Genomic DNA, 23730 nt, shown 5'->3' with positions numbered 1-23730 from the left:
TTACCTCTCGTTGTCGGGATACGCCACGGCGCGATCCACCAGGCCATGATCGAGCAGCCACGAGGCCTTTCGCTCGGCTTCCCTGTGGGTTGCGTAATGACCGACGAACACTCGATACCAGCCCGGCTGATCGCCGGCGGCCGCGTACCACGCGCTGACGCCGCGCGCGCGGAGGCTTTTCACCATGTCGCGGACCTTGGCCTGGGAACGGAACGAGGCGATGTGGACGCGATAGGGCCGCGCCTCGGGCGCTCCGGGCTGGCCCGCGCTTGCCGGCGGTGATGGCGCGGGCGCGGAGGCGGACGTCTCCGGCGCAGGCGCGGGGGCGTGCGTCTCCGGCGCGGGCGTCTCCGACTCGAGACCCGGGGGCGGTGAGGTCGCCTCGATCGAGCCGGGCGCGCCGGCCGCTGGGTTCGAAGCCCGGTTCGCCTCGGGGGTTTCGACCCCGGCACCCGTTGCACCGGCTTGGGGAGCCTTTTGGGGTTTTGCGGGGCCGACATCCGCGGGAAGGACCGGCTCCGTGCCGGCCGGCAGCGTTTCCCCGCCGCCCGTGACCCTGGGCGTCCTGTGGTGCACCACCTGGTAGATCGCAAAGGCTCCCTCGAGCACCAGAATGGCCGCGAGGGCGTAAAACAGGGTACGCGAGTTCAGGCGGATTCCCACGCGTGGTGGCAGCCGGCCCTGCTTCACTTCATCGGATAGCTTCGTGACGAGCGCGCGGGGCGCCACGTCGCTCGATTCCTCAGCCATAGGCGACGCGGACGGCCGCCGCGGGGCTGGGCCGGCGCGCTCCGGACCCGAGCGCTCCGGCCCCGAGCGCTCCGGGCTTCCGGTCGCACGGATTTCCGTCTGCGCTACCACGCTCTCCGACGGGATCGCGTCCGCTGCCCCGGCGACCTTCGGGGCTCGCGTATGCGGCACCGCGATCCCGAGACAACCGATCATCGGCGCGTCCGAGCCCCACAGCTCGAGGAATGCATCCCGGAGGGCGGCCCGGCTCGCCCGCTCGACCGAAGCGAGGAGGAGAACCCCGTCCATCCGTTTGGAAAGACGCCCCGTAAACCCCTTTCGGTCGAGAAAAGGCGCCAGGTAGAGCGTCACGTCAACACGTGACGAGAAGATCCGCATGACCCTGGCCCAGTCGGGATGCTCGGCGAACCGCTCCTCATCGGGAGGGTGGCTCCCCGCGCCGACCAACCAAAGGCCGTCGGCGACAATCTCCCACGCGATCCGCTGAAAGGAGCAGCCGTACTCGAGGGCGTCCACGTAGCCCTCGTTGGCATCGGGGCGCGGCCGGACCACCGTCGGGTGGCGATAATCAAGGTCCACGACGGCCACCTTGAGCCCCTGGCGGCTCCATTCGCGGGCGAGCGCCAATCCGGAGGCGAAGAATTCCGGATCGTGCGGGAATCCGGTCAGAAAGAGGGACCGAAGCGTGAGCGATTTGCGGGTCTGGGTCAGGACCTCGATGGCCGGCCTCAACCCTTCCCGATCGGTGGTCTCCAAGAAGGTCGAGGCGGGGGCGCCGGACAAGACGGGGGTCACGCGAACGGTGCCGATGAGCGGGAGGTTGACTTCCCGCGCGAAGCTCTGGGGATCGGAATACCGCTCGACTTCCAATTCGGCGGACGGCGTCAGGGTTCCTCCTCGAGCACGCGCAGCAGCGAGGCGGCGAGCTTGGAAAGTTCGCCGCGACTCACCGTACGGAGGTCCAAAAGGAGCCGACCCGACTCGATCCGACCAATCACCGGCTCGGGACCCGTACGGAGCGAGCGGGCTAGGTGCTCGACCTTGCCCCGCGCGGGACGCAGCGCCAGGGCGTACGAGGGAACGCGGGCGAGCGGCATCGCGCCTCCACCCACTTCGGTTGTGCAGGCTACCACCTCCACGCGGTTGTGAGAAGCGCGATCCGCTCCGATCGCCCGAAGCACCGCCTTGGCGCGCGCCCGGACGCTCGCAGCGGGCTCGGCGAGCATGCGCAGGGTTGGAATCGAGGCCGCGAGCTTCTCGGGATCGCGGTAAAGACGAAGGGTCGCCTCCAGGGCCGCCAGCGTGAGCTTGTCCACGCGGAGCGCGCGCGATAGAGGATTTGCCTTGAGCGACGCGACGAGACCCCTTCGCCCCGCGAGGATTCCTGCCTGGGGGCCCCCGAGCAATTTGTCGCCGCTGAAGCAAATAAGCGGCATGCCCTGCGCGAGGGCCTCGCGCGCGATCGGCTCCGCCGGCAACCCCCATCGCCCGAAATCGATGAGCGCGCCGCTTCCGATATCCTCGAGGAGCGGCAGCCGTTTCTTCCGGCTCAACGCGGTAAGCTCTTCCCGCGTGACCTCCTCCGTGAAACCTATCATCGCGAAATTGCTCGGGTGGACACGGAGGAGCATCCCGGTTTCGGGGCCGATGGCGCGCTCGTAGTCGCGGAGACGGGTCCTGTTGGTCGTGCCGACCTCGCGGAGTCGGGCCCCCGCCCGCTCCAAGATTTCCGGAATTCGAAAGGAGCCGCCGATCTCGACCAGCTGCCCGCGCGAGACGATTGCCTCCTTGCCGAGGGAGAAGGTGTTCAGCGCGAGGAGCATCGCGGCCGCGTTGTTGTTCACGACGAGCGCAGCCTCGGCGCCCAGAAGCTCGGTGACAAGCGGTTCCAGATGCGCCATCCGCGAGCCGCGCGACCCGCTCTCCAAGTCGAGCTCCAGATTGGTATAGCGCCGCGCGGCCTCGGCCACGGCGGAAACCGCCTCCTCCGCCAGCGCGGCACGTCCGAGGTTCGTATGGAGGACGATTCCGGTGGCGTTGATCACGGCGTGAAACGCCGGGCGGACCGCCGCCCCGACCCGCCGCACCGCGTCGCGCAGGATGGCCTCGCGCCCGGGAAGGCCAGCCCGTTTGGCCCCACCCGCGCGCCGGATCGCCGAGCGCGCGGCGGCGATCGCCTCGCGCGCCGCAGAGACGAGCACCCCGCGGGGCGCAAGCCCCTGAAGCTCGGCCATCTCCTTGGATTCGAGCAGGGAGCCGACCGAGGGCAACGATCGAAGCTCGAGGCGCTTGGGAATGGCGGGCTCCTCTCCCATCAGCCCGGTCCGCCCAGGTAGGCCGCCTGGACGAACGGACTTTCCAGGAGCGCCTGGGCGCGATCGGACATTCGAACCGAGCCTGTCTCGAGCACGTAACCCTGATCCGCCGTCGCGAGCGCGAGGCGGGCGTTTTGCTCGACCAGAACGATCGTGGTGCCGTGGGCGCGGATCTCGCGGATCACCGAGAAAATCTCACGCACGAGGATCGGCGCCAGGCCCAGCGAGGGCTCGTCCATCAGGAGGAGCGTGGGCTTCGCCATGAGGGCGCGGCCGATCGCCAGCATTTGTTGCTCCCCGCCGCTCAACGTGCCCGCCGCCTGGCGGCGCCGTTCCTCGAGCCTCGGAAAGAGGCGGAAGACTTTCTTCAAGTCCTCGTGGAAGCCGGCGCGGTCCCTCCGCAGATACGCGCCCAGCTCGAGATTGTCGAGCACCGTCAGATTCGCGAATACGATGCGGCCTTCGGGGACGTGGGACACCCCCGCCCGGACGATCTCGTGGGGCTTCACTCCCACGAGCGATTTCCCCCGGAAGCGGATCACGCCGCCGCTCGGCTTGATGAGGCCCGAAATCGCCCGAAGGGTCGTGCTCTTCCCCGCGCCGTTCGCGCCCACCAGGGTGACGATCCCGCCCTCTTCGACCGCGATCGAGATCCCCTTCAGGGCGTGGATCGCCCCGTAATGGACGTGAAGATCTTCCAGCTCGAGGAGGCTCATGGCTCCTCCCCCAGGTACGCCTCGATCACCTTCGGGTTCCGGCGGATCTCCTCCGGAGTTCCTTCTGCGATCTTCTCGCCATAGTCCAGCACCGCGATCTTCTCGCAAATTCCCATGACCACTTTCATGTCGTGCTCGATCAGGAGAACCGTGAGACCGTACCGGTCCCGGACGTCGTGAACCAGCCGCATCAGCGCTTCCGTCTCCTGGGGGTTCATCCCCGCGGCGGGCTCGTCGAGCAGGAGCAGCTTCGGCTCGGTCGCCAGTGTGCGGGCGATCTCGAGCCGTCGCTGCTCCCCGTAGGGAAGGCTTCGGGCCTCACTGTCCCGGTACTTGGTGAGCCCGAAGGAGTCGAGCAGCTCCTCCGATCGTCTCAGGATGTCCCTCTCTTCGAGCGCCGACCGGGAGGTGGCGAGCATGCTGTCGGCGAGGGCCGTGCCGCAATGGAGGTGGCACGCGATGCGTACATTGTCGACGCACGTCAAATCCGAAAAGAGGCGCGGATTCTGGAACGTGCGCGCCACTCCGCGCCGGGCGATCACGTTGGTCGGACGCCCCTGGATCGGTTTCCCCTCGAGAAGGATCGTTCCCTCGGTCGGCCGATAGACGCCGGTGATCACGTTGAAGACCGTGGTTTTCCCCGCGCCGTTCGGGCCGATCAATCCGCCCAGCATCCCGCGCGGAAGGTCGTAGTCGAGGTTCGAAACGGCCTTGAGCCCTCCGAACGTGACCCCGAGCCGGCGCAGCGAAAGGAGGGACTCGCTCATGTCGCCGGGGTCGGACGCGAGCGGCGGCGCGGGAACCACGCCCGGAAGGACACTTCGCGGCGGCCCAGGATTCCCTGGGGACGTGCGATCATGAGCAGGATCAGAAGCAGTGAGTAGATGATGAGCCGTTCGGCGCTCGCGAATCGAAGAAGCTCCGGGAGCGCGGTCAGGAGGATCGCCCCCAGAATCGATCCGGTCAGACTCCCCATCCCGCCCAGGACGACCATGATGATGACCTCGATCGATTTCATGAACGTGAAGCTGTTCGTATGGAGGTAGGTGTAGTGGGAGAAGAGCGCCCCCGCCATCCCCGCGAAGAAGGCCCCGATCACGAACGCGGTGATCTTGTACCGCGTCGTGGGCACGCCGAGGGCCTCCGCGGCGATCTCGTCCTCGCGGATCGCGAGGAGGGCGCGTCCGTGATAGGACCTCATGAGATTCCGGATCAGCGCGAACGTGAGCCAGGCGCCCCCGAGCACCCAGGCGAGGCTCGTGCGCTGCGGAACGCCCGCGAAGCCTCGCGCGCCCCCCACGGCGTCGATATTCAGGATCACCACGCGGATGATCTCGCCGAACCCGAGCGTCACGATCGCGAGATAATCCCCCCGAAGCCTCATCGAAGGGAGCCCGACCAGGAAGCCCGCCACCGCCGACGCGAGCCCGCCGACGAGGATCGCGAGAAGAAACGCCGCCGCGGTCACCCAACCGCCCGCCGAGCCCTGGGCCCCGAGCATCAGGGGAACGGCGTACACGGTGTACGCAGCCGAGGCGTAGGCGCCCACCGCCATGAATCCCGCGTGGCCGATCGAAAATTGCCCCGTGATCCCGTTCACGAGATTCAGGCTCAGCGCCAGGATGACGTTGATCGAGCAGAGAACGAGGACCCGGTAGATGTACGGATTCAGCACCCGGGAGCCGACCCAGTCGATCCCCCAGACGAGAGCGATCGCCGCGACCGTCCCGATCAACCCGCGCGCCGGGCTCACACCTTCTCCGCCACGTTCCGACCCAGGAGGCCGGTCGGCTTGATCAAGAGCACGATGATCAGGATCACGAAAGCGATCGCGTCGCGGTAGCTGGAGGAGAGGTAGCCCACCACCAGATACTCGGAGATCCCCATCACCAGCCCGCCGATCATGGCCCCGGGAATGCTCCCGATTCCGCCGAGCACCGCCGCGACGAACGCCTTCACGCCGGGCATGATGCCCATCAAAGGCTCGATCTTGGGGTTCGTGAGCCCCACCAGGAATCCCGCCGCCGCGGCCAGCGCCGAACCGATGGCGAAGGTGATGGTGATGATTCGATCGACCGGGATGCCCATGAGGCTCGCGGCATCCCGGTTGAAGGAGACGGCCCGCATGGCCTTCCCGGTGCGGGTCCGCTGGATGAAGAGCGTGAGCGCCACCATGAGAAGCACCGAGACCAGAACCACCATGATCTGATGGTTGGTCACGATGACACCCTCCGCGAGGGCGATGGTGCGGGGAGCGATCACTTGCGGGAAGAACTTCGGATCGGCGCCGAAGAAACGGATGCCGGCGTTCTCGAGGAAGAGCGAGACCCCGATGGCCGTGATGAGGGCCGTGAGCCTGGAAGACCGGCGGACCGGGCGGTAGGCGAAGAGCTCGATCAGGACCCCGAGCCCCGCGCAGGCCGCCATCGAACCCAGGAGGACCGCGGCGGCGACGAGCGGCGAGGCGCTCACGACGGTCCCGACGCCCAGCGCGCGGGCCAGGAAATAGGCCGCGAACGCCCCCACCATGTACACGTCGCCGTGCGCAAAGTTGATGAGGCGCAGGATCCCGTAGACCATGGTGTACCCGAGCGCGATCAGAGCATAGATGCTTCCCCAGGCGACGCCGTTCGCAAGCTGCTGAAAAAACTCCTGCACCGGGTGACCGGGGACCTTGGGGCCGCGCCTACGGCTCGACCGTGGCGACGAACTTGTAGCCTCGGTTCTCGATGCCGAGGAAGACGGCCGGCTTCACGGCGTTTCGGTGCTCGTCGAGCGATATCTTCCCCGTGACCCCCGGGTAATCGCGGGTCGCGGCGATCAGCTCGCGCAGCTTGGCGCGGGCCGCCTTCTGCTCGGCATTCGGGGGGCCGGACAGCGTATCGAACGCCTTGGGATTCTCCGTCGAGAGCCGCTGCATCGCGTTCGCCAGCACGCCCGCGGCGTCGTACGCCAAGGCGGCGAGCCCGTCCGGGGTGGCGTTGTATCGCTTGCGATAGCTCTGGACGAATCCCTGGACGAGGGGATTGGGGTCCTGCTCCCAGTAGTGATTGACGAGGTAGGAGCCGTTCAGCGCGTCCTGAGCGATCTCCAGCAGCCGGTCCGAGACCCAGCCGTCCCCGCCGAGCATCGGAACCTTGAGCCCGAGCTCGCGCGCCTGTCGCGCGATCAAGCCGACTTCGGTGTAGTAGCCGGGGATGAAGATGAACTCGGGCTTCTTGCTCTTGATCACGGTGAGCTGCGCCTTGAAATCCTGATCCCCCTCGCTGTAGGACTCGTCCGACACGATCGTTCCGCCCATACCGCGGAAGGCGTCGGAGAAGAAATTCGCGAGGCCGACGCTGTAGTCGTTCTTGTTGTCCCGGAAAATCGCGGCCTTGGAGAAATGGAGCGTGTTCTTGGCGAATTTCGCGATCACCATGCCCTGAAACGGATCGATGTAGCAGACCCGGAAGATATGATCGCCGATCTCGGTCACGCGGGGATTCGTGGAGGAAGGGCTGATCATCGGAACCCCGGCGCTTTGGCAGATCGGAGCCGCCGCGAGACTCCGGCTGCTCGCCACCTCACCCAGGACCGAGACGACCCCGTCCTGCGCGATGAGCTTGTTCACCGCGGTCGCCGCCTCTTCGGGTTTGCTCTGGTCGTCCTCCACGAGCACGTGGACTTTCTTCCCGGCAATGCCCCCCTGCGCGTTCAGGTTGTCCACGAAGAGCTCGATCCCGTTCTTCGAGGAGATCCCAAACGTGGCGGTGCTGCCGGTAAGCGAGCCGTATTCCCCGACCTTGATTTCCCCTTCGCGCTTGGCACAGCCCTGGAGCGTCGCCAGGGGAAGCAGCGCGAGGGCGAAAAGGGGTAGGACCCTAGGGATCCGGATCATGGTGACCCTCCATGGCGTAAGTGTTTGAGTCCAAAGGAATTTTCCATTCCCAGACCGGGCGCCACCCTAGCCCAAGCCGGCCGAGCCTTTCAAGGGGATAGCGGATTCTGACTCACCTGTGTCGCCTTACCTGCCCGTATGACGAACCGCTCCGGCTCGGCGGGGACCAGCGGGCGAAGGGCACGAAGCGCGCGGCCCTCGTCGCTATCGTAGAGCTGCGCCCGGAGGGCCTCGCGCAACATGGAGGCGTTCAAGCTTCCACGCTCGATGCCTCGGGTGACCGAGAGGCCGACGAGGTACCCGCGGACCGACATCCGGGTCGGCGGCTCACCGTAGGCGTGCTTGTATCGGGTCTCGAAAGAGTCCTGCGGTGCCCCGGTCATCACGTAGTCCGCCGCGAAATACGTCGCCCCCTCGAGCGCCGCCCGGGCCTCGGCGTTGAGCCCCGCAGGGTCCAGGTCGTCGAGTCCGAAGACCCGCGCTTTGGGCCAGGCCGTGGGGAGCTGCGCCGCGGCGATGCCGGCGAGACGCGGCGGGACCAGGAGAACGAGCGCATCCGCGTGCTTCTCGCGCAGCGAGGCGATCGCCCGGGTCAGATCGACCGCGTTCTCCGCAATGACCTCCGTGCCCGCCACCTCCACGCCGGCGGTCTTGCACGAGGGGAGCAATGCCGCCGCTTTGGCGGAATCCTCAGGGGTGTCCGCGACGAGGAGCCCCACGGCGCTTTTCGGCGCATCCTTGGCGAGGGCCCGCGACAGCGCCTGCGCCAGGACCCCGTTTCCAAGATGGAGCTGAAAAACCGCGTCCCCCAGGATCGCAAGCCGTTCGTTCGTCGCCGATGGCGATACCAGCACCGCGCCCACGACTTGGCTCGCGGCCGCCAATGGAGCGGTGTTGGCGCTGAACAGCTCCCCGATAATCACCGAGACGCCGTGATCGCGAAGAAGCCACCGCGCCTTGCGCGCACCGACGAGCGGGTCTCCTTCGGAATCGTGGAGGATGAGAGCGAGGTTGGGCGCCCACTCGCGATTGTGCTCCTCCATGGCGAGCCGAAGGCCCTGGACGAACGTCTTCCCGTAGCGGTCGAAACGGCCCGTGAGCGGGATCACCACACCGATCCGGACCAAGCCGCTGGCCGCCCGCCGGAGCGCGAGGGAGTCGAGTGGGCACTCCTCCATGGAGGCCAGGATCTGGCGCAGCTTTTTCTGCTCGGCGCCCCGCGCCCCAGCGGCGAGACCGACCCGCGCGGCCCAGATTCGCTCCGCGGCCCGCGCGACCGGGTCGAGCCGGTCGATTTCGGGTTGGACCACGTACTGCGCCGCCCAGGACGGCGCTTCGGCCGCGGCGGGGCGGTCGAGCAGCCGGGCTTTCAATTCCGCCGCCTTGCTCGAGGGGTAGCGTTTCTCGGCCGTTTCGCTCCCGGCGGGGCGGATGGGCAGAGCGACCGCGAGCGCCAGGCAGAACCCCAGCCCGAGGAGAGCGCCGGCCGCCGAGCGGCCCTCAGCCCGCATCGCGCACCCCGGCGTGTTCGCGCGCGAGACGGACGTAGCCTTCCGCGGATTCCCGGAGACGCGCGTGCACGGCATCGGGAATGGGTCCTTTGATCCGGGCGGGGACCCCCGCGACGAAGGAGCGGGGCGGGACCCGGGTGCCCTCGAGCACGATGCTGCCTGCGGCCACCAGAGATTCCTCTCCGATCACACAGCCGTCCAGCAGCACGGAGCCCATACCGATCAGACAGCGATCCTCGACGGTCGCCCCATGCAGGATCGCCCGATGCCCCACCGTCACCTCCGCGCCCACGACAAGCGGTTGGCCCCCGCCCGTGACGTGCAGGACGCATCCATCCTGAATGTTGCTCCTCGAGCCGATTCGGATCGCTCCCACGTCCCCGCGGACGACCGCGCCGTACCAGAGGCTCGCCTCCTCCCCCAAAACGACGTCGCCCACCACGGTTGCGGTGGGCGCGATGAATGCGGACGCCGGAATCCTGGGCGAGATTCCCCGAAAGGCCGCGATGAGAGGTCGGGTGACCACGCCCGGGAGCCTATAGCTCCTCGGGATTGAATTTGCCGAAATCTTCCGGATTGAGCCCCTCGAGATACTTCCTCAGCTCCTCGGCTTTCTCCTCGGCCGTCCTCTCGGTCTTGGGCGGGGCGATGTTCTCCGCGACCGATTTCTCGAAGAGCTTGTCCATGATGAAAATGGGCGCCCGCGATCGCAGCGCGATCGCGATGGAGTCGCTTGGACGGGCGTCGACCGCGACGGCACCCGTGCCGCCGTCGACATAGATGTTGGCGAAAAACGTGCTGTCCTTGAGGTCGGTGATGACCACGCGCGATACCTTGGCGTTCAATCCCTCGAGAATGTTGATCATGAGATCGTGCGTGAGGGGACGCTGGTATTTCTTGCCGAGAAGCTCCATGTGAATGGCGCTCGCTTCCATGGGGCCGATCCAGATGGGAAGCACCCGGTTGCCCTCGATCTCCTGCAAGAGGACCACCGGGCTCTTGGTGCGCTCATCAATCGCGAGGCCGCCCACGCGGACCGGGATCATGCTCATGGCTTCGAGTTCTTGGAATCGCCGCCGGGCGCGGGAAGCACTTCGAGGGAGCCGCCCGAGGGCGACCCCACGCCAGGCGGAGGCGTTCCGCTTCCCATGTTCTCGATCATCCATTTCGCGGACGGCACGAGATCCGAATCGGGATGCTCCCGCAGAAATTTCTCGAACGCCGCGCGCGCTGCGGGATAGTCCTTCAGCTCCTCGGCGTACGTGAATCCGATCATGAAGGCAGCCTGCACGGCCGACTTGTCGTTGGGAAACTTCGAGATGAGCCGCTCGAAAAGCTCGATCCGGTCTCGGGGGGAAACGTCGGCCTGGGCCTGCGCGAAGAGCTCGGCAGGCGAACGCGCCGGATTGAGCGCGGCCTGCACGGAGTCGGGGAACAGAACGATTCCGTACTGACGCTTGAGGGAGTCCATCAGGGTGCTTTCGAAGAGGTCGTTGCGTTCCCCTTCCAAGCTCGCCCGAATCCGCGGAGTCACGTCCTTGAACGGCAACTGCCCGGCGGGGGACTGCTGGTCCGCGCGGATCACGTGCCACCCGCGGTCGCTCTTCAACGGCTCGCTCGTCTCCCCTTCCTTGAGCTTGAACGCGGCGGCCACGATGGCGGGTGCCTTGCCGATGGCGGGCACCAGATCGCTGTCGGTTGTGACGTATCCGAGGAGCCCGCCTGTCGTTGCGCTCCCTTTGTCGTTGGAGTACTTCGTGCAGACCTCTTCCCAGGTCGAGCCCGATCGGAGCCGTTTCACGACCTCGCGGGCTTTCGCAAGGGTCGGGGCCTGAATGTGCCGCACGCGCGCGCGCCCCGAAACCTTGAATTCGTCGGGGTGCTGTTCATAAAAGCGCTGCATCGCCGAATCCGGAATGGCGGGAAGCGAGCGCATTGCCTTCTGATAGTAGTATTTGATGAGCATCTGCCGTTGCGCGGTGGCGAGCTCCCGGCGGTAGGCGGGATCGTCCTCAATGCCTGTTTTCTCGGCCTCGAGATAGAGCGCCCACTGCTGCGCGATCCGCTCGACCAGCGTCTTGAACTCGGCGGGATCTGAATATTCCTCCCGGATCGCCGGCGGGGCGGTGGCGAGAACCGAGTCGACGTCGCGCATGGTGATCCGCCGGCCTCCCACGATGGCCAGGGTTGGGCCCGAAGCGCTCGGTCCGGAGGGTTTCCAGACTTGCGCCGCCCGGGAGGCGGCCTTCTTGGCTTCCGAAGAGGTCCCGGCGCAGCCGCAGAGACCGAGCGCGACCGACACCCCGGCGAGAATGAGATAAAGCGAGCGTTTGTGAATCATGGAATTGGCGAACCGTCCTCTCATTTGCGCACGACCCAGACTTTGACCGGGGCCTCGATGTCTTCGTAGAGGTGGACGACGATCTCGAATACTCCGAGCGATTTGATCGGTTCCGGCAGGCGCACGTTCTTGCGTTCGATCGTGTAGCCCTTCGCGGCGAGGGCGTCCTGGACTTCGTGAGCGCTCACGGAGCCGTACAACTGGTCGTCCTCTCCCGCCTCGACGCTGAACTGGAGCGAGATCTGCGCCAGCTCGTCACGGAGCCGCTCGGCCGCCTGCCGCTGCTTCGCCTCGAGGGCCACCCGCGCCCGCTCGCGATCCTTGAACACGGCGCGGGCGTTCCCGACCGCCTCGATCGCCTTCTTGCGCGGGATGAGGAAATTGCGGGCGTATCCGTCCGCAACGCGGATGGCACTTCCGCGCTTTCCCAGCCCTCCGATATCCTCCAGCAGAATGACCTCCATCAGCTCCTCCTAGTCTCGCCCACCCCCGAGCGGCGCGCCCGGAGTGGGTGTGGCCCTAAGGCGAAAGTCGTACCAAACATCCAGCAATCCCACAGCCAACAGGGTGGTGATGAGGATCGGCATGAGCACCAGCAGGACCAGCACGGCCGCCTGAACGAGGCCCCGGATGTGGAGCGCCTGGGCGACGTACCGGGCGACCGCGAAGCCTTGCACGATGTAGGCGAGCGCGAGCGGAAACGCCAAATTCACCCCCGCCTCGAACGCCGGCTTCCACCGCGTCACCATCAGGAGGAGCGATAGCGCGAGAACCCACGCGCCCACCGGATGAACCCGCCAAACCGAGAAATCCGAAAAGGCGGGGAATCCTCCCTCCTCCTCCTGAAAGAGAACCGAGGCCAGCCAGCAATTGATGGCGATCACGATGATCCACTTGAGCGCGAACAGGGACGGAAGCAGGAGCGCCCAGAGACGTCCCGTCTGCTCGAGCGCCCGGTTGAACTCGCTCGCCGAAATCCCGAGCGTCTGCGAGAGGCGATGCTCGGTTTCCATGCGCCTGAGCTCGTCGATCCGGGCGGCGAGGAGGCGGGTCATCTCCTCCATCCCTCCCGCGAGCAGGTAGCCGGCCGAGACCGCCAGCACGAGGGCGGCCGCGAGGCTCGCGATGACCGACGCGGGCATGCCCCGCCGGGCACAGGCGGTGAGCAGGAGCCCGGCGGCCGCAAGCACCGCGATGAACACGAGCTGGTGTGGCTCTTTGATCCCGGAGGCATACAGCGCGCCCAGCGTCGAGCTCGCCGCCAGGGCCCCCAGAAGAAGGCCCACCTTCCGGGCGAGCCATAGAAGCGCGAGCGGCAGGAGTCCGAACACCCAGGGCAGCGGTGAAGGGATGTCCGTGTTGGCCCCTGCGATCAAGAGGGCACCGACCAGAATCGCTCCGATCGCGCGGAATGCGTTTCCGAGCGAGAGCGTCCGGCCGGGCTCAGCGATACTGCTCACTGGTGAACGGCAAGAGCGCGAGAACGCGTGCGCGCTTCACAGCCTCGGTGATCTGGGCCTGGTGGCGGGCGCAGGTGCCCGAAATCCTACGCGGAACGATCTTCCCGCGATCCGTGATGAAGCGCGTGAGCCTGCGGTCGTCCTTGTAGTCGATCCGGTCGACCTTGTCGAAGCAAAGCTTGCAGAATTTCCTTCGAAACGATCTCGATTCGCCTTCACGGCTCATGGATCTCTCTCCTCGTCGATGCGGTCTCCGCGCCCGCCGCAGCGGTCTCCGCGACGCGGCCCGGTTCTTCAGCCGTCCGCGGCGATTCCTTCGCCGCGAGGACGGTCAGATGCCGGAGCACGCTCTCGTTCAAGCGAAAGCGGCGGTCCATCTCGCCGATAAGCTCCGGCGGGCTCTTGTGCTTGATGTGAATGTAGGTTCCGTCGCGGCGCTTGCGGATATTGTAGGCGAGCTTCCGCTTTCCCCAGCGCTGCACCTCGATCACCTCGCCGCCCGCCGCGCCGATGCTCTGCGAGAGGCGTTCCACTTCGTCGTTGATGCGGGCTTCTTCGAGGCCGGGGTCGAAAATAATCGTCGTCTCGTAGATCTTCATGGATTCTTTCACTCCTCAACCGGGTCGAGTCCGAATCGGTTCCAACGGTTCATGGCCTTGGTCAATCCCGACGCCGCCGCGTCGTACGCCGCGCTCGCCGCCCCCTCGAGCACTTCCGGAAGCCGCGCACGTTCCTCCTCGTGAAAAGGCGAGAGCACATAATCGGGAAGATCCGCGGATGCCGGCGCGGGCCCGACACCGATCCTGAGCCTCGGGAATTCCGTCGTACCGGCCTCCTCGCGGATCGATTCGAGCCCCTGATGCCCGCCGGTGCCGCCCGAAGCGCGGAGCCGGATCGAGCCGAGCGGGAGGTAGACGTCGTCGAGCACCACCAATATCTCCGACGGAATCCATCCTTCCGCGAGGAGCGCCCGGAACGCCTGGCCGCTTCGATTCATGTAGGTCTCCGGCTTGACCAGGGAGATCCGGTGCCGGCCGGCCCGTCCCTCGCCCCGCATGACGAGGCCCTCGCGCCGCCATCCGCTGAAGCGGCGGAGCTTTCGGGTCAGGAGATCCACCGCCATGAAGCCGGCGTTGTGCCGCGTCCCCTCGTGCTCGGAGCCCGGATTGCCGAGACCGACCACCACTTTGGGCTCGCTAACCTTGCTTGCCTCCCTCTTCGGTCTCCGCGGCCTCCTCCTTCTTCTCCTTGGCGATCAGCTCGGGTTCGGCCGCCACCACCTCTTCCGCGGGCTTCACTTCCTCGAGGATCGTCGGCGGCACGACCGCCGCGATCGCCCGGTCCATCTCGGTCTTGATCTCGGCGCGCTCGGTCTTGATGTCCCTCACATGGAGCGAGTCGCCGATGGCGAGGCCGCTCACGTCCACCTCGAGCTTCGCCGGGATCTCGGTCGGAAGGCACTCGACCTCGACCTCGCGAAGGAGATGCTCGAGGATGCCCCCCGCGTCCTTGACGCCGATGGGCGTGCCCACGAGCACGATCGGCACCTCCACCGTGATCCGCTCGGTGAGCGAAATATGCTGGAGATCCAGATGAAGGATCAGTCCCGCGACCGGATCGCGCTGGATTTCCCGGATCAGGGCCTTGCGGTCCTTGGCCTTGTCTCCCGACACCTTCAGATCCACGATCACGTTGCTGCCGTCGGCGGCGTGGATCACCGATTCCAGCTCCTTCAGGCTGACCGTGAGCGGGATCGAATCCTCGCCGCGCCCGTAGTAGACCGCGGGAACGCGGCCGCCGGCGCGCAGTTTTCGCGCAACCCCCTTGCCGACCTCGGCACGCCGCGCGGCTTCCAGAGAAACGATCGCCATGGTGCGACTCCCTCCTGACTCCTTATGCGTTCTTTCTGTGGGTTCTCGTCAAATGAAAAGCGAGCTCAGCGATTCTTCGTCGTGGATGCGGCGGATCGCCTCCCCCAAAAGCCCCGCCACCGAGAGCATCTTGATCTTCGGCGCGAGCAGGATCGCGTCGTGCGGGATGCTGTCGGTGACGATCAGCTCGCGCACCGAGGACCGGCGGATCTGCTCGACCGCGTCCCCGCAGAGCACGGCGTGCGTGCACGCGGCGTAGATGTCCCTGGCCCCCGCGCGCTTGAGCGCTTCGGCGGCCTCGACCAGCGTCGCGCCCGTGCTCACGACGTCGTCGAAGATCACGACGTTCTTTCCTTCCACCTCGCCGATGACATTCATCATCTCCACCGCGTCGGGACGGGGACGGCGCTTGTCGACGACCGCGAGCCCGACCCCGAGCCGCTTCGCGTACGCGCGCGCCATCTTCACGCTGCCGATGTCCGGCGCGACCGCGATCAGGTTCGGGATATTCAGACGTAGGTAGTAGTCGACGAGGACCGGCGCGGCGTACAAATGGTCGAAGGGAATGTCGAAGAATCCCTGGATCTGCGCCGAGTGCAAATCCATCGTCATCACCCGGTCGGCCCCCGCGGTCGTGATCAGGTTGGCGACGAGCTTGGCCGTGATCGGAACCCGCGGCTGATCTTTGCGATCCTGCCTCTGGTATCCGAAGTACGGAATCACCGCGGTCACACGACCGGCCGATGCCCGCCGCGCGGCGTCGATCATCACGAGCAGCTCCATGAGATTCTTCGCCGGAGCGAACGTCGGCTGGAACACGAAGATGTCCGAGCCGCGGATGTTCTCGTTGATCTTTACGAAGGTCTCGCCGTCCGAGAATTGGTCGACGGTCGCGTCCCCCAGCTCCGTGCCGAGGTACTCGCAAATCGCTTCGGCCAGCGGCCGATTGGCGTTTCCCGTGAACAGGCGCAGCCGCGTCTCCGCGGCGCGCTTGCGGGGCGATTCGGGCTCATGTCCGGGCGCCGTGGCGAGACGCCGATCCGTAGCGAGCTTTACCGTCATCGTCTCCTCCGGAGGAGTTCCCAGAAAACAAAAAAACCCAAGGCCGATTGACGACTTCGTCAATCGGGCCCGACGCGCCTTTCGGCGCTCGATGGGCCGGAGGAAGCTGCCTCCGGGGCCCGGCGATCGAGGTCAATTGTCTTGGGCTGAAGCGGAACGCCGCCTGCTCCTGCGGCGGGACGTATCCTAGCGCATCCGGACCCGAAACGGGGCGGAAAAAATGGTTGGGGCGGGAGGATTCGAACCTCCGGATGGGAGATCCAAAGTCTCCTGGCTTACCACTTGCCGACGCCCCAATCGCTTGCCCCGCGCGTCCCTACATGCTGAGGGCGAGGGGCGGCTGCTTGGCTCGCTCCTTTTCGTATTCAGCGAGGATCCGATCCTCGATGAATTTCCGGGTTTCGTTGTTGATGGGATGCGCCACATCCTGGTACGTCCCATCGGGCCGCTTCCGGCTGGGCATGGCCACGAACATGCCGTTCGTCCCCTCGATGATCTTGAGGCCTCGAATCACAAACGCGTCGTTGAAGGTCATGCTCGCGAAGGCTTTCAACTTGTCATCGTCCCGAAGGGAAATACGGACCTCGGTGATTTCGAGCGTCATACCGTCACCGCCTCGAGTTCCGGACCTCGTTCCGTCGAAGTCCAAGGATCCATCGCTGGATCCGACCCCATGCACCCCCCGAACATCAGCGCTGGGTCTCCGTTACGGACTCCCTGCCAGCGCCACGCCTCGTTCGGTGGTACGCACGACGTGGATCGTCGCCCCCGCGGCGGCGGCCCTCTCCGCCGCCCGTTGCGCCCCATCCTGCGTCAGTGCGAGCCCGAAAACCGTGGAACCACTACCGGACAGAAGCGAGCCTAGGACGCCGCCCCCTCTGAGCGAACGCCTGACCCTTGCGACCACCTCAAAGTCCGGAAGGACAACGTCCTCGAAATCGTTGTGCAAAAGCTCCGAGATCGAGCCCCAGTCCTGCCGCTCGATCGCCGCGGCCAGGATACTAGCGCCGGTGCCCGGGGGTGTCAACCGAATTCTGGCCCGGCCATAGGCCCAAGTTGTTGAAACTGCGATAGGTGGCGTCGCGAGTACGATCCAGGCGCCCGGCAGAGGACAAAGATGTCTCACCTCGTCTCCCCGCCCCCTCCCTCGGGCCGTCCCGCCCCTCAAGAAGAACGGAACGTCGGCGCCCAGCGCCGAGGCCATCTCCCGGAGCTGCGCATCGACGAACCCCAGCGCGAGCAACCGGTTCACCCCGAGGAGAAATCCAGCCGCATCGCTGCTTCCGCCTCCCAGGCCCGCACCGATCGGGATGCGCTTCGTGAGCCGTACGCGCACGCCGCGCAACTTGTTCCGCGCGCGCTCCCCGATCAAAGACCACGCCCGCTCGATGATGTTGGCGCCGCTTTTCGGAATCCGGATCCCACGCGCCTCGAGCTCGAGCCCATGACGCGCCTCTTCCAGGAGAAGCTCGTCTTCGAGCGACACGCTCTGCAAGATCGTATCGACCTCGTGATAGCCGTCCGGCCGGCGGCCCAGGATCCAAAGGCCGAGGTTGATTTTCGCCGGGCAGCGCACTCGGAGCGCGTGGGGGGCCGCCACGGCTCAACCGACGGGACCATAGAGGATCGCGAGCAGCGCGGCTCCCCAGAGGATCACGTTCACGAGGGTCGGCCGGTCGCGGAAGAGATGCTCCGAGGGGTTGCCTCCCTTTTCTTCGGCGTACATGAGGTACAGGTACCGGAAAATACCGTAGAGCACGAAAGGGATGGTGAGGTAGAGAGGGCGTCCGCCGAATTTCGAAATCGTCTCCGGCGAGATGGTGTACACCGAGTAGGCGAGCACCGTGGCGCTCGTCACGACCGCGACGAGCTGGTCGAGCAGCCGGGGCGTGTACTCCCCCAACGCGGCGCGATGGCGCCGCGCGTCCCCCTCCAGCGTGGCCAGCTCGTGCCGGCGCTTGCCGATCGCAAGAAAGAGCGCGAGAAAAAACGCGCATACCAGCAGCCACGGCGAGAGGATCACCTCCTCGCCGCTCTGCACCGCGCGGTCCCGGATCAGCTCGACTCCCGCGGTCGCCCTCAGCACGAATCCGAGCGCCAGCGTGACGACGTCCAACAGCACGACCTGCTTGAGAAACAGGGAATAGGTGAGCGTGAGCGCCGCATACCCCGCCGCCGTCCAACCGAAACGCGCCCCCAGGAGGAACGCTCCCCCCACCCCGACCGCGAGGAAGCCGAGAGCCCAACCGGCTGCGACGGGGATCGGAACCTTTCCGGCGGCGATCGGCCGGTCCCGCTTCGTCGCGTGGAGCCGGTCGCGCTCGATGTCCAGGATGTCGTTCACGATGTACATGCCGGAAACGGCGAGCGAGAAGAAGAAAAAGCCCAGGACCGTGTCTCGCACGTACGGCGGATCGAGGAACTTCAGCGTGAACATGAGGCCCGCGAAAAGAACGAGATTCTTCGTCCACTGATAGATCCGCATCGATTGGACGATATACCGGATCATCCCCGGCGTTTCTCCGCGCGCCCGGCCCGCCTGGCCGGGCCGGCTTCTCGGGCGCGTCGCGCGGGCGCGGCATCCTCCGCGCGCTCGCAAAGGATGTGTCCCACGAGAAGATGCACCTCCTGGATCCGCGCGGTCTCGCGCGAGGGAACGACGAGCGCGGCGTCGCAGCGGCGCGCGAAAGCGGATCCCGCTTCGCCGGTCATGCCGATCACGGAGAGCCCGCGTGCCCGCGCGGCCCGCACGGCTTCCAGGATGTTGCGGGAGCGCCCGCTCGTGGTCATCGCGACCAGGAGGTCGCCTCGCCGCCCGAGCCCTTCAATTTGCCGTGCGAAGACGCGCTCGAACCCGTAGTCGTTTCCCACCGCCGTGAGCACCGAGCCGTCCGCGCTGAGCGCCACGGCCGGAAGCGCACCGCGGTCGCGGACGAAACGCGCGACAAACTCCGTGGCCAGATGCTGCGCCTCGGCCGCGCTCCCGCCGTTGCCGCAGAAAAACACCGTGCGCCCCGCGGCGACCGTCGCGCCCACGAGGCGGGCCATGCGCTCGATCGCATCGAGCTCCCGCGCGAAAACCGCGATGAGCGTGGCGGCGCTCTCCGCGAAGGTGCGGCGAATCCGGTTCGAAGCGGGGGTCGCGCGGCCCGGGCGCGGCCGGCGGGCGCTGCCGTGGCCGCGCTTCGCCGCACGCGGGCTCAAGCCGCCGCCCCGCGCAGTGCCGACCGGCGGCCGAGGTAATCGTGGACCGCGTGCTCCCAGCGCGGCAGCGACTCTCCGGTGATCGCGCGAAAGCGTTCGCCGCAGAGGACCGAGTTCTTCGGCCGCGGCGCGGGGCGCACGAATCGATCCGACGTGGTCTCCCGCACCGGCAGCGGCGAGCCCAAATAGCGCGCGATCTCGACGGCGAACCCATGCCACGTCGTGCTCCCCGAGTTCGTCACGTGCACGGTCCCGGTCGCGCCGAGCCTCAGGAGCTTCTCGATCCCGCGGGCCAGGTCGCGCGCGTAGGTCGGGGATCCGCGTTGATCGGTCACGACCTCCGGCGACTCGCCCCGCTTCAGCTTCTCCGCGATCGCGTCCACGAAGTTCGCCCCGCCCTCGCCGAACACCCACGAGGTGCGGACCGTGAGATGCTTCTCCGCCACATCGCGCGCAACCTCCTCCCCGGCGAGCTTGCTTCGCCCGTAGGCGTTGATCGGCTTGGGCGGATCGTCCTCCAGATACGGCCCGCTCTTCGTCCCGTCGAAAACGTAGTCGGTGCTCAGGTAGACGAAGGTCGCGCCCCGTTCGGAGGCGAGCGATGCGACGTGGCGCGTTCCGTCCCGGTTCGTGGCCATCGCCAGATCGAGCTCGGTCTCGCAGCGGTCCACCGCGGTCATCGCCGCCGCATGGATCACCGCGTCGAATTCGATCCCCTTCGCCGCCGCGAACACCCGCTGCCGGTCCCGCACGTCGACCTCATCGCGCCCCCAGAGGTAGAGGGTGTTCCCCGAGGCGAGCCATTCCCGGATCGCCTTGCCGAGGATGCCTTCCGCGCCCGTGACGAGGATGCGCATGAATCCCCCCTACAACACGTCCACCAGGCTGGAATCGCCGACCATGAAGCGATACGCGGTCGGCTTGAGCTGCGAGCGCTGGATCCGCACCTCCTTGCCGATCAGGCTCGCTTCGATCCGCACCGGGATATCCTGGATGGTGCATCGCTCGAGAACGATCGAATGCTCGATCTCGCTGTTTCGAATCGTGACCTCGTCGTAGATCGACGTGAAGGGGCCGATGTAGGAGTTCTTGATGACACAGCGCTCGCCGACGATGAGCGGGCCGCGGAGGATCGAATTCTCAACGGTGGTGCCCGCGCCGACGATGACCTCCCCCTCCGTGCGGGACGTCCCGTCCAGGTTCCCGCGCAGAAGCCGCTTCGCGCGCGAAAGGACCATCCGGTTCGCCTCCAGCATGTCTTCGAGCTTCCCGGTATCCTTCCACCATCCCGAAATGATGTGGCAGTGGACGTTCTTGCCGTGGTCGATCAGCCACTGGATCGCGTCCGTGATCTCGAGCTCGTTTCGGAACGACGGCTTGATCCGGTTGACCGCCTCGAAGATGTTCGAGTCGAACATGTAGACGCCGACGAGCGCCAGGTCCGACTTCGGCTCCTTCGGCTTCTCGGTGAGCCGCTTCACGCGGGTTCCCTCGAGCTCGGCGACGCCGAACTCCTGGGGATTGGGCACGTGCGCGAGCAGGATCTGGCTGTTCGGCCGGTCGCGCTCGAACTCGCGAACGAGCGCCGTGATCCCGTCCAGGATCAGGTTGTCCCCCAGGTACATGACGAAGGAATCGTCCCGCATGAAATCGCGCGAGACTTTGACCGCGTGGGCCAGGCCGAGCGGCGCTTCCTGGCGGATGTAGGTGGTCTTGATCCCCAGGGCCGATCCGTCCCCCAGCGCCCCGCGGATCTCGGGCTCGGTGTCGCCGACGACAATGCCCACGTCGGTGATGCCCGCGTCGCGGATCGCCTCGACCCCGTAGAAGAGGATCGGCTTGTTGCCCACGGGGATGAGCTGCTTCGCCCCGGTGTGGGTGATGGGACGGAGCCGGGTCCCCTTGCCGCCGCTCAGAATGAGCGCCTTCATCCCGATTTCCTCCCCGCGGCGGAGCCCTTCAGCCGCTCGCGCGCGAACGCCCGTCCGCGCTCGAGCACCTCCTTGATGCGCGATGCGTCGCGGGCGCCGGCCACGGCTTGCTCCGGCTTTCCGCCTCCCTTTCCCTCGACGATCGATACCGCGTCTTTGGCCCAGTCGGGCGCGGGCAGGACTCCCTTGAGGCCTGAGCCCACCGAGGCGACGACCGAAAGCTTGCCCTCGATCGACGCGGCCAGGAGCCCGCCCCCCTGCGGCAGCTTCTGGCGGATCAGGTCGCCGGCCTCCCGAAGCTCTTCGACGCCCTGCGCGCCCACCTCGGCCACGACGATCGGGGGATCCCCGGACTGAAGCGCGGCCTCGATCAACCGCTCCACCTGCGATTTCAGCCCCTCCCGGCTCCGCTTCGCCTGCGCCTCCTCGAGCCTTCGCACCTCTTCTTGAAGCGCCGCGATGCGCGCCGGGAGCTGCTCGCGCCCAGCGCCGATCCGCGCGGCGAGCTCGCGCAGGAGCGCGCGGTCCTCTTCGGCGCGCCGGTACGCGAGCGCCCCGGTGACCGCCTCGATGCGCCTCGTCCCCGACGCGATCGCGGCCTCCGACTCGATCCGGAGATACCCGATTTCCCCGGTGCGCCGCACGTGGCATCCGCCGCAGAGCTCGCGGCTGAAGTCTGGAACGATCACCTGCCGGACGCGATCGCCGTATTTTTCGCCGAAGAGCGCCATGGCGCCCTTCTCCTGGGCTTCCCTCAACGAGGTCCATTCGGTCTCGACCGGGAGATCCTCGAGGATCTTCTCGTTCACCAGGGTCTCGATCGCGTGGAGTTCCTCGGTCGTGAGCGCCTTCGCGTGCGTGAAATCGAACCGGAGGTGATCCGGCGCGACGAGCGACCCGGCCTGTTTGAGCTGGGATCCGAAACGCTGCCTCAGCGCCGCGTGCAGGAGATGCGTGGCCGTATGATTCCGCTGCGTCGACGCGCGCTCGGCGGCGTCCACGATGGCGCGATAGGGGCCCGCCGCCAGCGTCTCGGGCCCGCCCTCCGTGAACTCGCCCCGATGGACGATGCGGTCTCCATCGCGATAGACGTCGACGATTCGGAGCCTCGCCCGCGTGACGCCCGGCATCGATTCCAGGATTCCCGTGTCCGCAACCTGGCCGCCCGATTCCGCGTAGAACGGGGTCGTATCGAGGGTGAGCTCCACGGAGGTGGCCCCTCCGCCCGGGCCAGCCTCGCTCGCCGGAGCCTCCCGGACCTCGCGGATCGTGACACCCTGGACTTCCCAGCGATCGTAGCCCACGAACTCGGAGTGGGCTCCCCTCGTGAGCACGCGCCATTTCCCCGCGTTGTGTCGGGCCTCGAAGCGCGCCTCCCTGCGAGCGCGGTCCCGCTGCTCCTTCATCGCGGCATCGTAGCCGGGCATGTCGACCGTGAAACCGCGTTCCGCCGCCATCTCCACCGTGAGATCGATCGGAAAGCCGTAGGTGTCGTACAGCTGAAACGCGACCTGCCCCGGAAAGAGCGTCTGCCTTTTCTTTTCCAGGCCGGCCACGGTCTCCTCGAACCGCGCAACTCCCTGCTCGAGGGTCCGCGCGAACCGGCTTTCCTCTTCCAGGATTGCCGCGGCGACGGACGACTCCTCGCGCGTGAGATACGCGTATTCCTCGTACCGGCTCATCTGGGAGACCACGACGGGCACGAGCCTCGAGAGGAAGGCCCCCTCGATTCCGAGGTCTTTCCCGAAGCGCGCCGCGCGGCGTAGGAGCCGGCGAACCACGTACCCACGCCCTTCGTTCGAGGGGCGCACGCCTTCGGCGCAGCTGAACACGAGCGCGCGGACATGATCGGTGATCACGCGCGCCGCGCGTCGTCCGCGGTCGGTGGAGGCCGCCTTCGCGGAGCCGAGCCTTCGCGCCGCGTCTCCGATGGGGAGCAGCAGGTCGTTTTCGAACACGGAGGGCGCGCCCTGGAGGATCATGGCGAGCCGCTCGAGACCCATGCCGGTATCGATCCCGCGATTCGGGAGCGGCTTTCGCTCTCCCGACGGCGACTGGTCGAATTCCGGGAACACCAGATTCCAAAACTCGAGGTAGCGCTCGCAGTCGCACCCCGGCGCGCACTCGGGACGGCCGCAGCCCGTGCCCGGCCCCTGATCCCAGTAGATCTCCGAGCAGGGCCCGCACGCGCCGGAGCCGCCGGCCGGTCCCCAGAAATTGTCCTTCTCGCCCAGCCGGACGACCCGCTTCTCGCCCAGGCCGATGTGCTTCGCCCAGAGATCGAACGCCTCTCGGTCCTCGCGGTAGACGGAGGGATGGAGCCGCTCCGGCGGCATTCCCAGGACCGAGGTCGTGAGCTCCCAGGCCCACTCGATCGCCTCCTTCTTGAAGTAATCGCCGAAGGAGAAATTACCCAGCATCTCGAAGAAGGTCGCATGCCGGACCGTCAGACCGACGTTCTCCAGGTCGGTGAGCCGGAGGCAGGGTTGCACCGTGACGGCCCGGCGATGGGGCGGCGGGACCGGCGAGGAGAAGTAAGGCTTGAATTGCACCATCCCCGCCGAGGTGAAGAGTAGCGTGGGGTCGTCCATGGGGACGAGCGGAGCATGAGGCAGGCGGGGATGCCCCCGATCCTTGAAGAACTCGAGAAAGATCCGGCGCAGCTCGTCGCTGGTTTTCCGCATCGAGC

At 66.8% G+C, this 23730-nt stretch carries 25 protein-coding genes and 1 tRNA gene; all 26 read right to left on the bottom strand.

Annotation, left to right across the window (positions count from 1 at the left end):
* On the bottom strand, positions 1-1620 hold the full coding sequence (locus E6K76_04045) for a hypothetical protein (protein ID TMQ59670.1): 1620 nt from the start codon (positions 1618-1620) through the stop codon (positions 1-3).
* A gap of 14 nt (positions 1621-1634) precedes the next feature.
* Positions 1635-3065: an L-seryl-tRNA(Sec) selenium transferase gene (locus E6K76_04040; protein TMQ59669.1), complete on the bottom strand. Its 1431-nt coding sequence runs from the start codon at positions 3063-3065 to the stop codon at positions 1635-1637.
* Complete coding sequence (locus E6K76_04035; protein TMQ59668.1) at positions 3065-3781, bottom strand: ABC transporter ATP-binding protein; 717 nt, start codon at positions 3779-3781, stop codon at positions 3065-3067. The genes E6K76_04040 and E6K76_04035 overlap by 1 nt, the downstream gene beginning before the upstream one ends.
* A complete protein-coding gene (locus tag E6K76_04030) occupies positions 3778-4548 on the bottom strand; it encodes an ABC transporter ATP-binding protein (protein ID TMQ59667.1) in 771 nt (256 codons plus the stop codon). The genes E6K76_04035 and E6K76_04030 overlap by 4 nt, the downstream gene beginning before the upstream one ends.
* Entirely contained in the window at positions 4545-5534 is a 990-nt protein-coding gene (locus E6K76_04025; protein TMQ59666.1) for a branched-chain amino acid ABC transporter permease, read from the bottom strand. The genes E6K76_04030 and E6K76_04025 overlap by 4 nt, the downstream gene beginning before the upstream one ends.
* Entirely contained in the window at positions 5531-6439 is a 909-nt protein-coding gene (locus E6K76_04020; GenBank protein TMQ59665.1) for a branched-chain amino acid ABC transporter permease, read from the bottom strand. The genes E6K76_04025 and E6K76_04020 overlap by 4 nt, the downstream gene beginning before the upstream one ends.
* A gap of 28 nt (positions 6440-6467) precedes the next feature.
* On the bottom strand, positions 6468-7661 hold the full coding sequence (locus tag E6K76_04015) for an ABC transporter substrate-binding protein (GenBank protein ID TMQ59664.1): 1194 nt from the start codon (positions 7659-7661) through the stop codon (positions 6468-6470).
* 89 nt (positions 7662-7750) lie between these two features.
* Positions 7751-9247, bottom strand: a complete 1497-nt coding sequence (locus E6K76_04010; GenBank protein ID TMQ59663.1) for an amino acid ABC transporter substrate-binding protein — start codon at positions 9245-9247, stop codon at positions 7751-7753.
* Complete coding sequence (locus E6K76_04005) at positions 9162-9698, bottom strand: gamma carbonic anhydrase family protein (protein ID TMQ59662.1); 537 nt, start codon at positions 9696-9698, stop codon at positions 9162-9164. Before E6K76_04005 ends, E6K76_04010 begins: the two co-directional genes overlap by 86 nt.
* 10 nt (positions 9699-9708) lie before the next feature.
* On the bottom strand, positions 9709-10338 hold the full coding sequence (locus tag E6K76_04000; GenBank protein TMQ59661.1) for a bifunctional nuclease family protein: 630 nt from the start codon (positions 10336-10338) through the stop codon (positions 9709-9711).
* Positions 10221-11537 (bottom strand): tetratricopeptide repeat protein, encoded by a 1317-nt coding sequence (locus tag E6K76_03995; protein TMQ59660.1) that lies wholly within the window; start codon positions 11535-11537, stop codon positions 10221-10223. Before E6K76_03995 ends, E6K76_04000 begins: the two co-directional genes overlap by 118 nt.
* On the bottom strand, positions 11534-11977 hold the full coding sequence (locus E6K76_03990; GenBank protein ID TMQ59659.1) for a 50S ribosomal protein L9: 444 nt from the start codon (positions 11975-11977) through the stop codon (positions 11534-11536). The genes E6K76_03995 and E6K76_03990 overlap by 4 nt, the downstream gene beginning before the upstream one ends.
* Positions 11978-11986: 9 nt before the next feature.
* Entirely contained in the window at positions 11987-12973 is a 987-nt protein-coding gene (locus E6K76_03985) for a DUF2232 domain-containing protein (GenBank protein ID TMQ59658.1), read from the bottom strand.
* Positions 12957-13199: a 30S ribosomal protein S18 gene (rpsR, locus tag E6K76_03980; protein TMQ59657.1), complete on the bottom strand. Its 243-nt coding sequence runs from the start codon at positions 13197-13199 to the stop codon at positions 12957-12959. The genes E6K76_03985 and rpsR overlap by 17 nt, the downstream gene beginning before the upstream one ends.
* On the bottom strand, positions 13189-13572 hold the full coding sequence (gene rpsF, locus E6K76_03975; protein TMQ59656.1) for a 30S ribosomal protein S6: 384 nt from the start codon (positions 13570-13572) through the stop codon (positions 13189-13191). Before rpsF ends, rpsR begins: the two co-directional genes overlap by 11 nt.
* An 8-nt stretch (positions 13573-13580) precedes the next feature.
* Positions 13581-14159, bottom strand: a complete 579-nt coding sequence (locus E6K76_03970) for an aminoacyl-tRNA hydrolase (protein ID TMQ59655.1) — start codon at positions 14157-14159, stop codon at positions 13581-13583.
* 10 nt (positions 14160-14169) lie between these two features.
* Positions 14170-14844 carry a 50S ribosomal protein L25 gene (locus tag E6K76_03965; GenBank protein TMQ59654.1) on the bottom strand — a complete coding sequence of 225 codons (675 nt, stop codon included), beginning with the start codon at positions 14842-14844 and terminating at the stop codon, positions 14170-14172.
* A gap of 48 nt (positions 14845-14892) precedes the next feature.
* On the bottom strand, positions 14893-15906 hold the full coding sequence (locus E6K76_03960) for a ribose-phosphate pyrophosphokinase (protein TMQ59653.1): 1014 nt from the start codon (positions 15904-15906) through the stop codon (positions 14893-14895).
* A 221-nt stretch (positions 15907-16127) separates the two neighbouring features.
* A tRNA-Gln gene (locus tag E6K76_03955) sits at positions 16128-16202 on the bottom strand.
* Between the two features lie 20 nt (positions 16203-16222).
* Entirely contained in the window at positions 16223-16510 is a 288-nt protein-coding gene (gene spoVG / locus E6K76_03950) for a septation regulator SpoVG (protein TMQ59652.1), read from the bottom strand.
* 102 nt (positions 16511-16612) lie between these two features.
* The gene (ispE, locus tag E6K76_03945) at positions 16613-17506 is read right to left on the bottom strand and encodes a 4-(cytidine 5'-diphospho)-2-C-methyl-D-erythritol kinase (GenBank protein TMQ59651.1); all 894 of its coding nucleotides are present in this window, start codon (positions 17504-17506) and stop codon (positions 16613-16615) included.
* A 3-nt stretch (positions 17507-17509) separates the two neighbouring features.
* Complete coding sequence (locus E6K76_03940; GenBank protein ID TMQ59650.1) at positions 17510-18415, bottom strand: decaprenyl-phosphate phosphoribosyltransferase; 906 nt, start codon at positions 18413-18415, stop codon at positions 17510-17512.
* The gene (locus E6K76_03935) at positions 18412-19029 is read right to left on the bottom strand and encodes an SIS domain-containing protein (protein TMQ59739.1); all 618 of its coding nucleotides are present in this window, start codon (positions 19027-19029) and stop codon (positions 18412-18414) included. The genes E6K76_03940 and E6K76_03935 overlap by 4 nt, the downstream gene beginning before the upstream one ends.
* Before the next feature lie 77 nt (positions 19030-19106).
* Positions 19107-19967: a dTDP-4-dehydrorhamnose reductase gene (gene rfbD / locus E6K76_03930; GenBank protein ID TMQ59649.1), complete on the bottom strand. Its 861-nt coding sequence runs from the start codon at positions 19965-19967 to the stop codon at positions 19107-19109.
* A gap of 9 nt (positions 19968-19976) precedes the next feature.
* Complete coding sequence (locus E6K76_03925; GenBank protein ID TMQ59648.1) at positions 19977-21041, bottom strand: glucose-1-phosphate thymidylyltransferase; 1065 nt, start codon at positions 21039-21041, stop codon at positions 19977-19979.
* Positions 21038-23725, bottom strand: a complete 2688-nt coding sequence (alaS, locus tag E6K76_03920) for an alanine--tRNA ligase (protein ID TMQ59647.1) — start codon at positions 23723-23725, stop codon at positions 21038-21040. The genes E6K76_03925 and alaS overlap by 4 nt, the downstream gene beginning before the upstream one ends.
* Positions 23726-23730 lie beyond the last annotated feature (5 nt).

The sequence above is a fragment of the Candidatus Eisenbacteria bacterium genome (assembly GCA_005893275.1).
In the GTDB taxonomy this organism is placed as follows: Bacteria; Eisenbacteria; RBG-16-71-46; order SZUA-252; family SZUA-252; genus WS-7.
The sequence above is the reverse complement of the archived record's forward strand: the minus strand, read 5'-3'. Positions and strand labels throughout refer to the sequence as shown.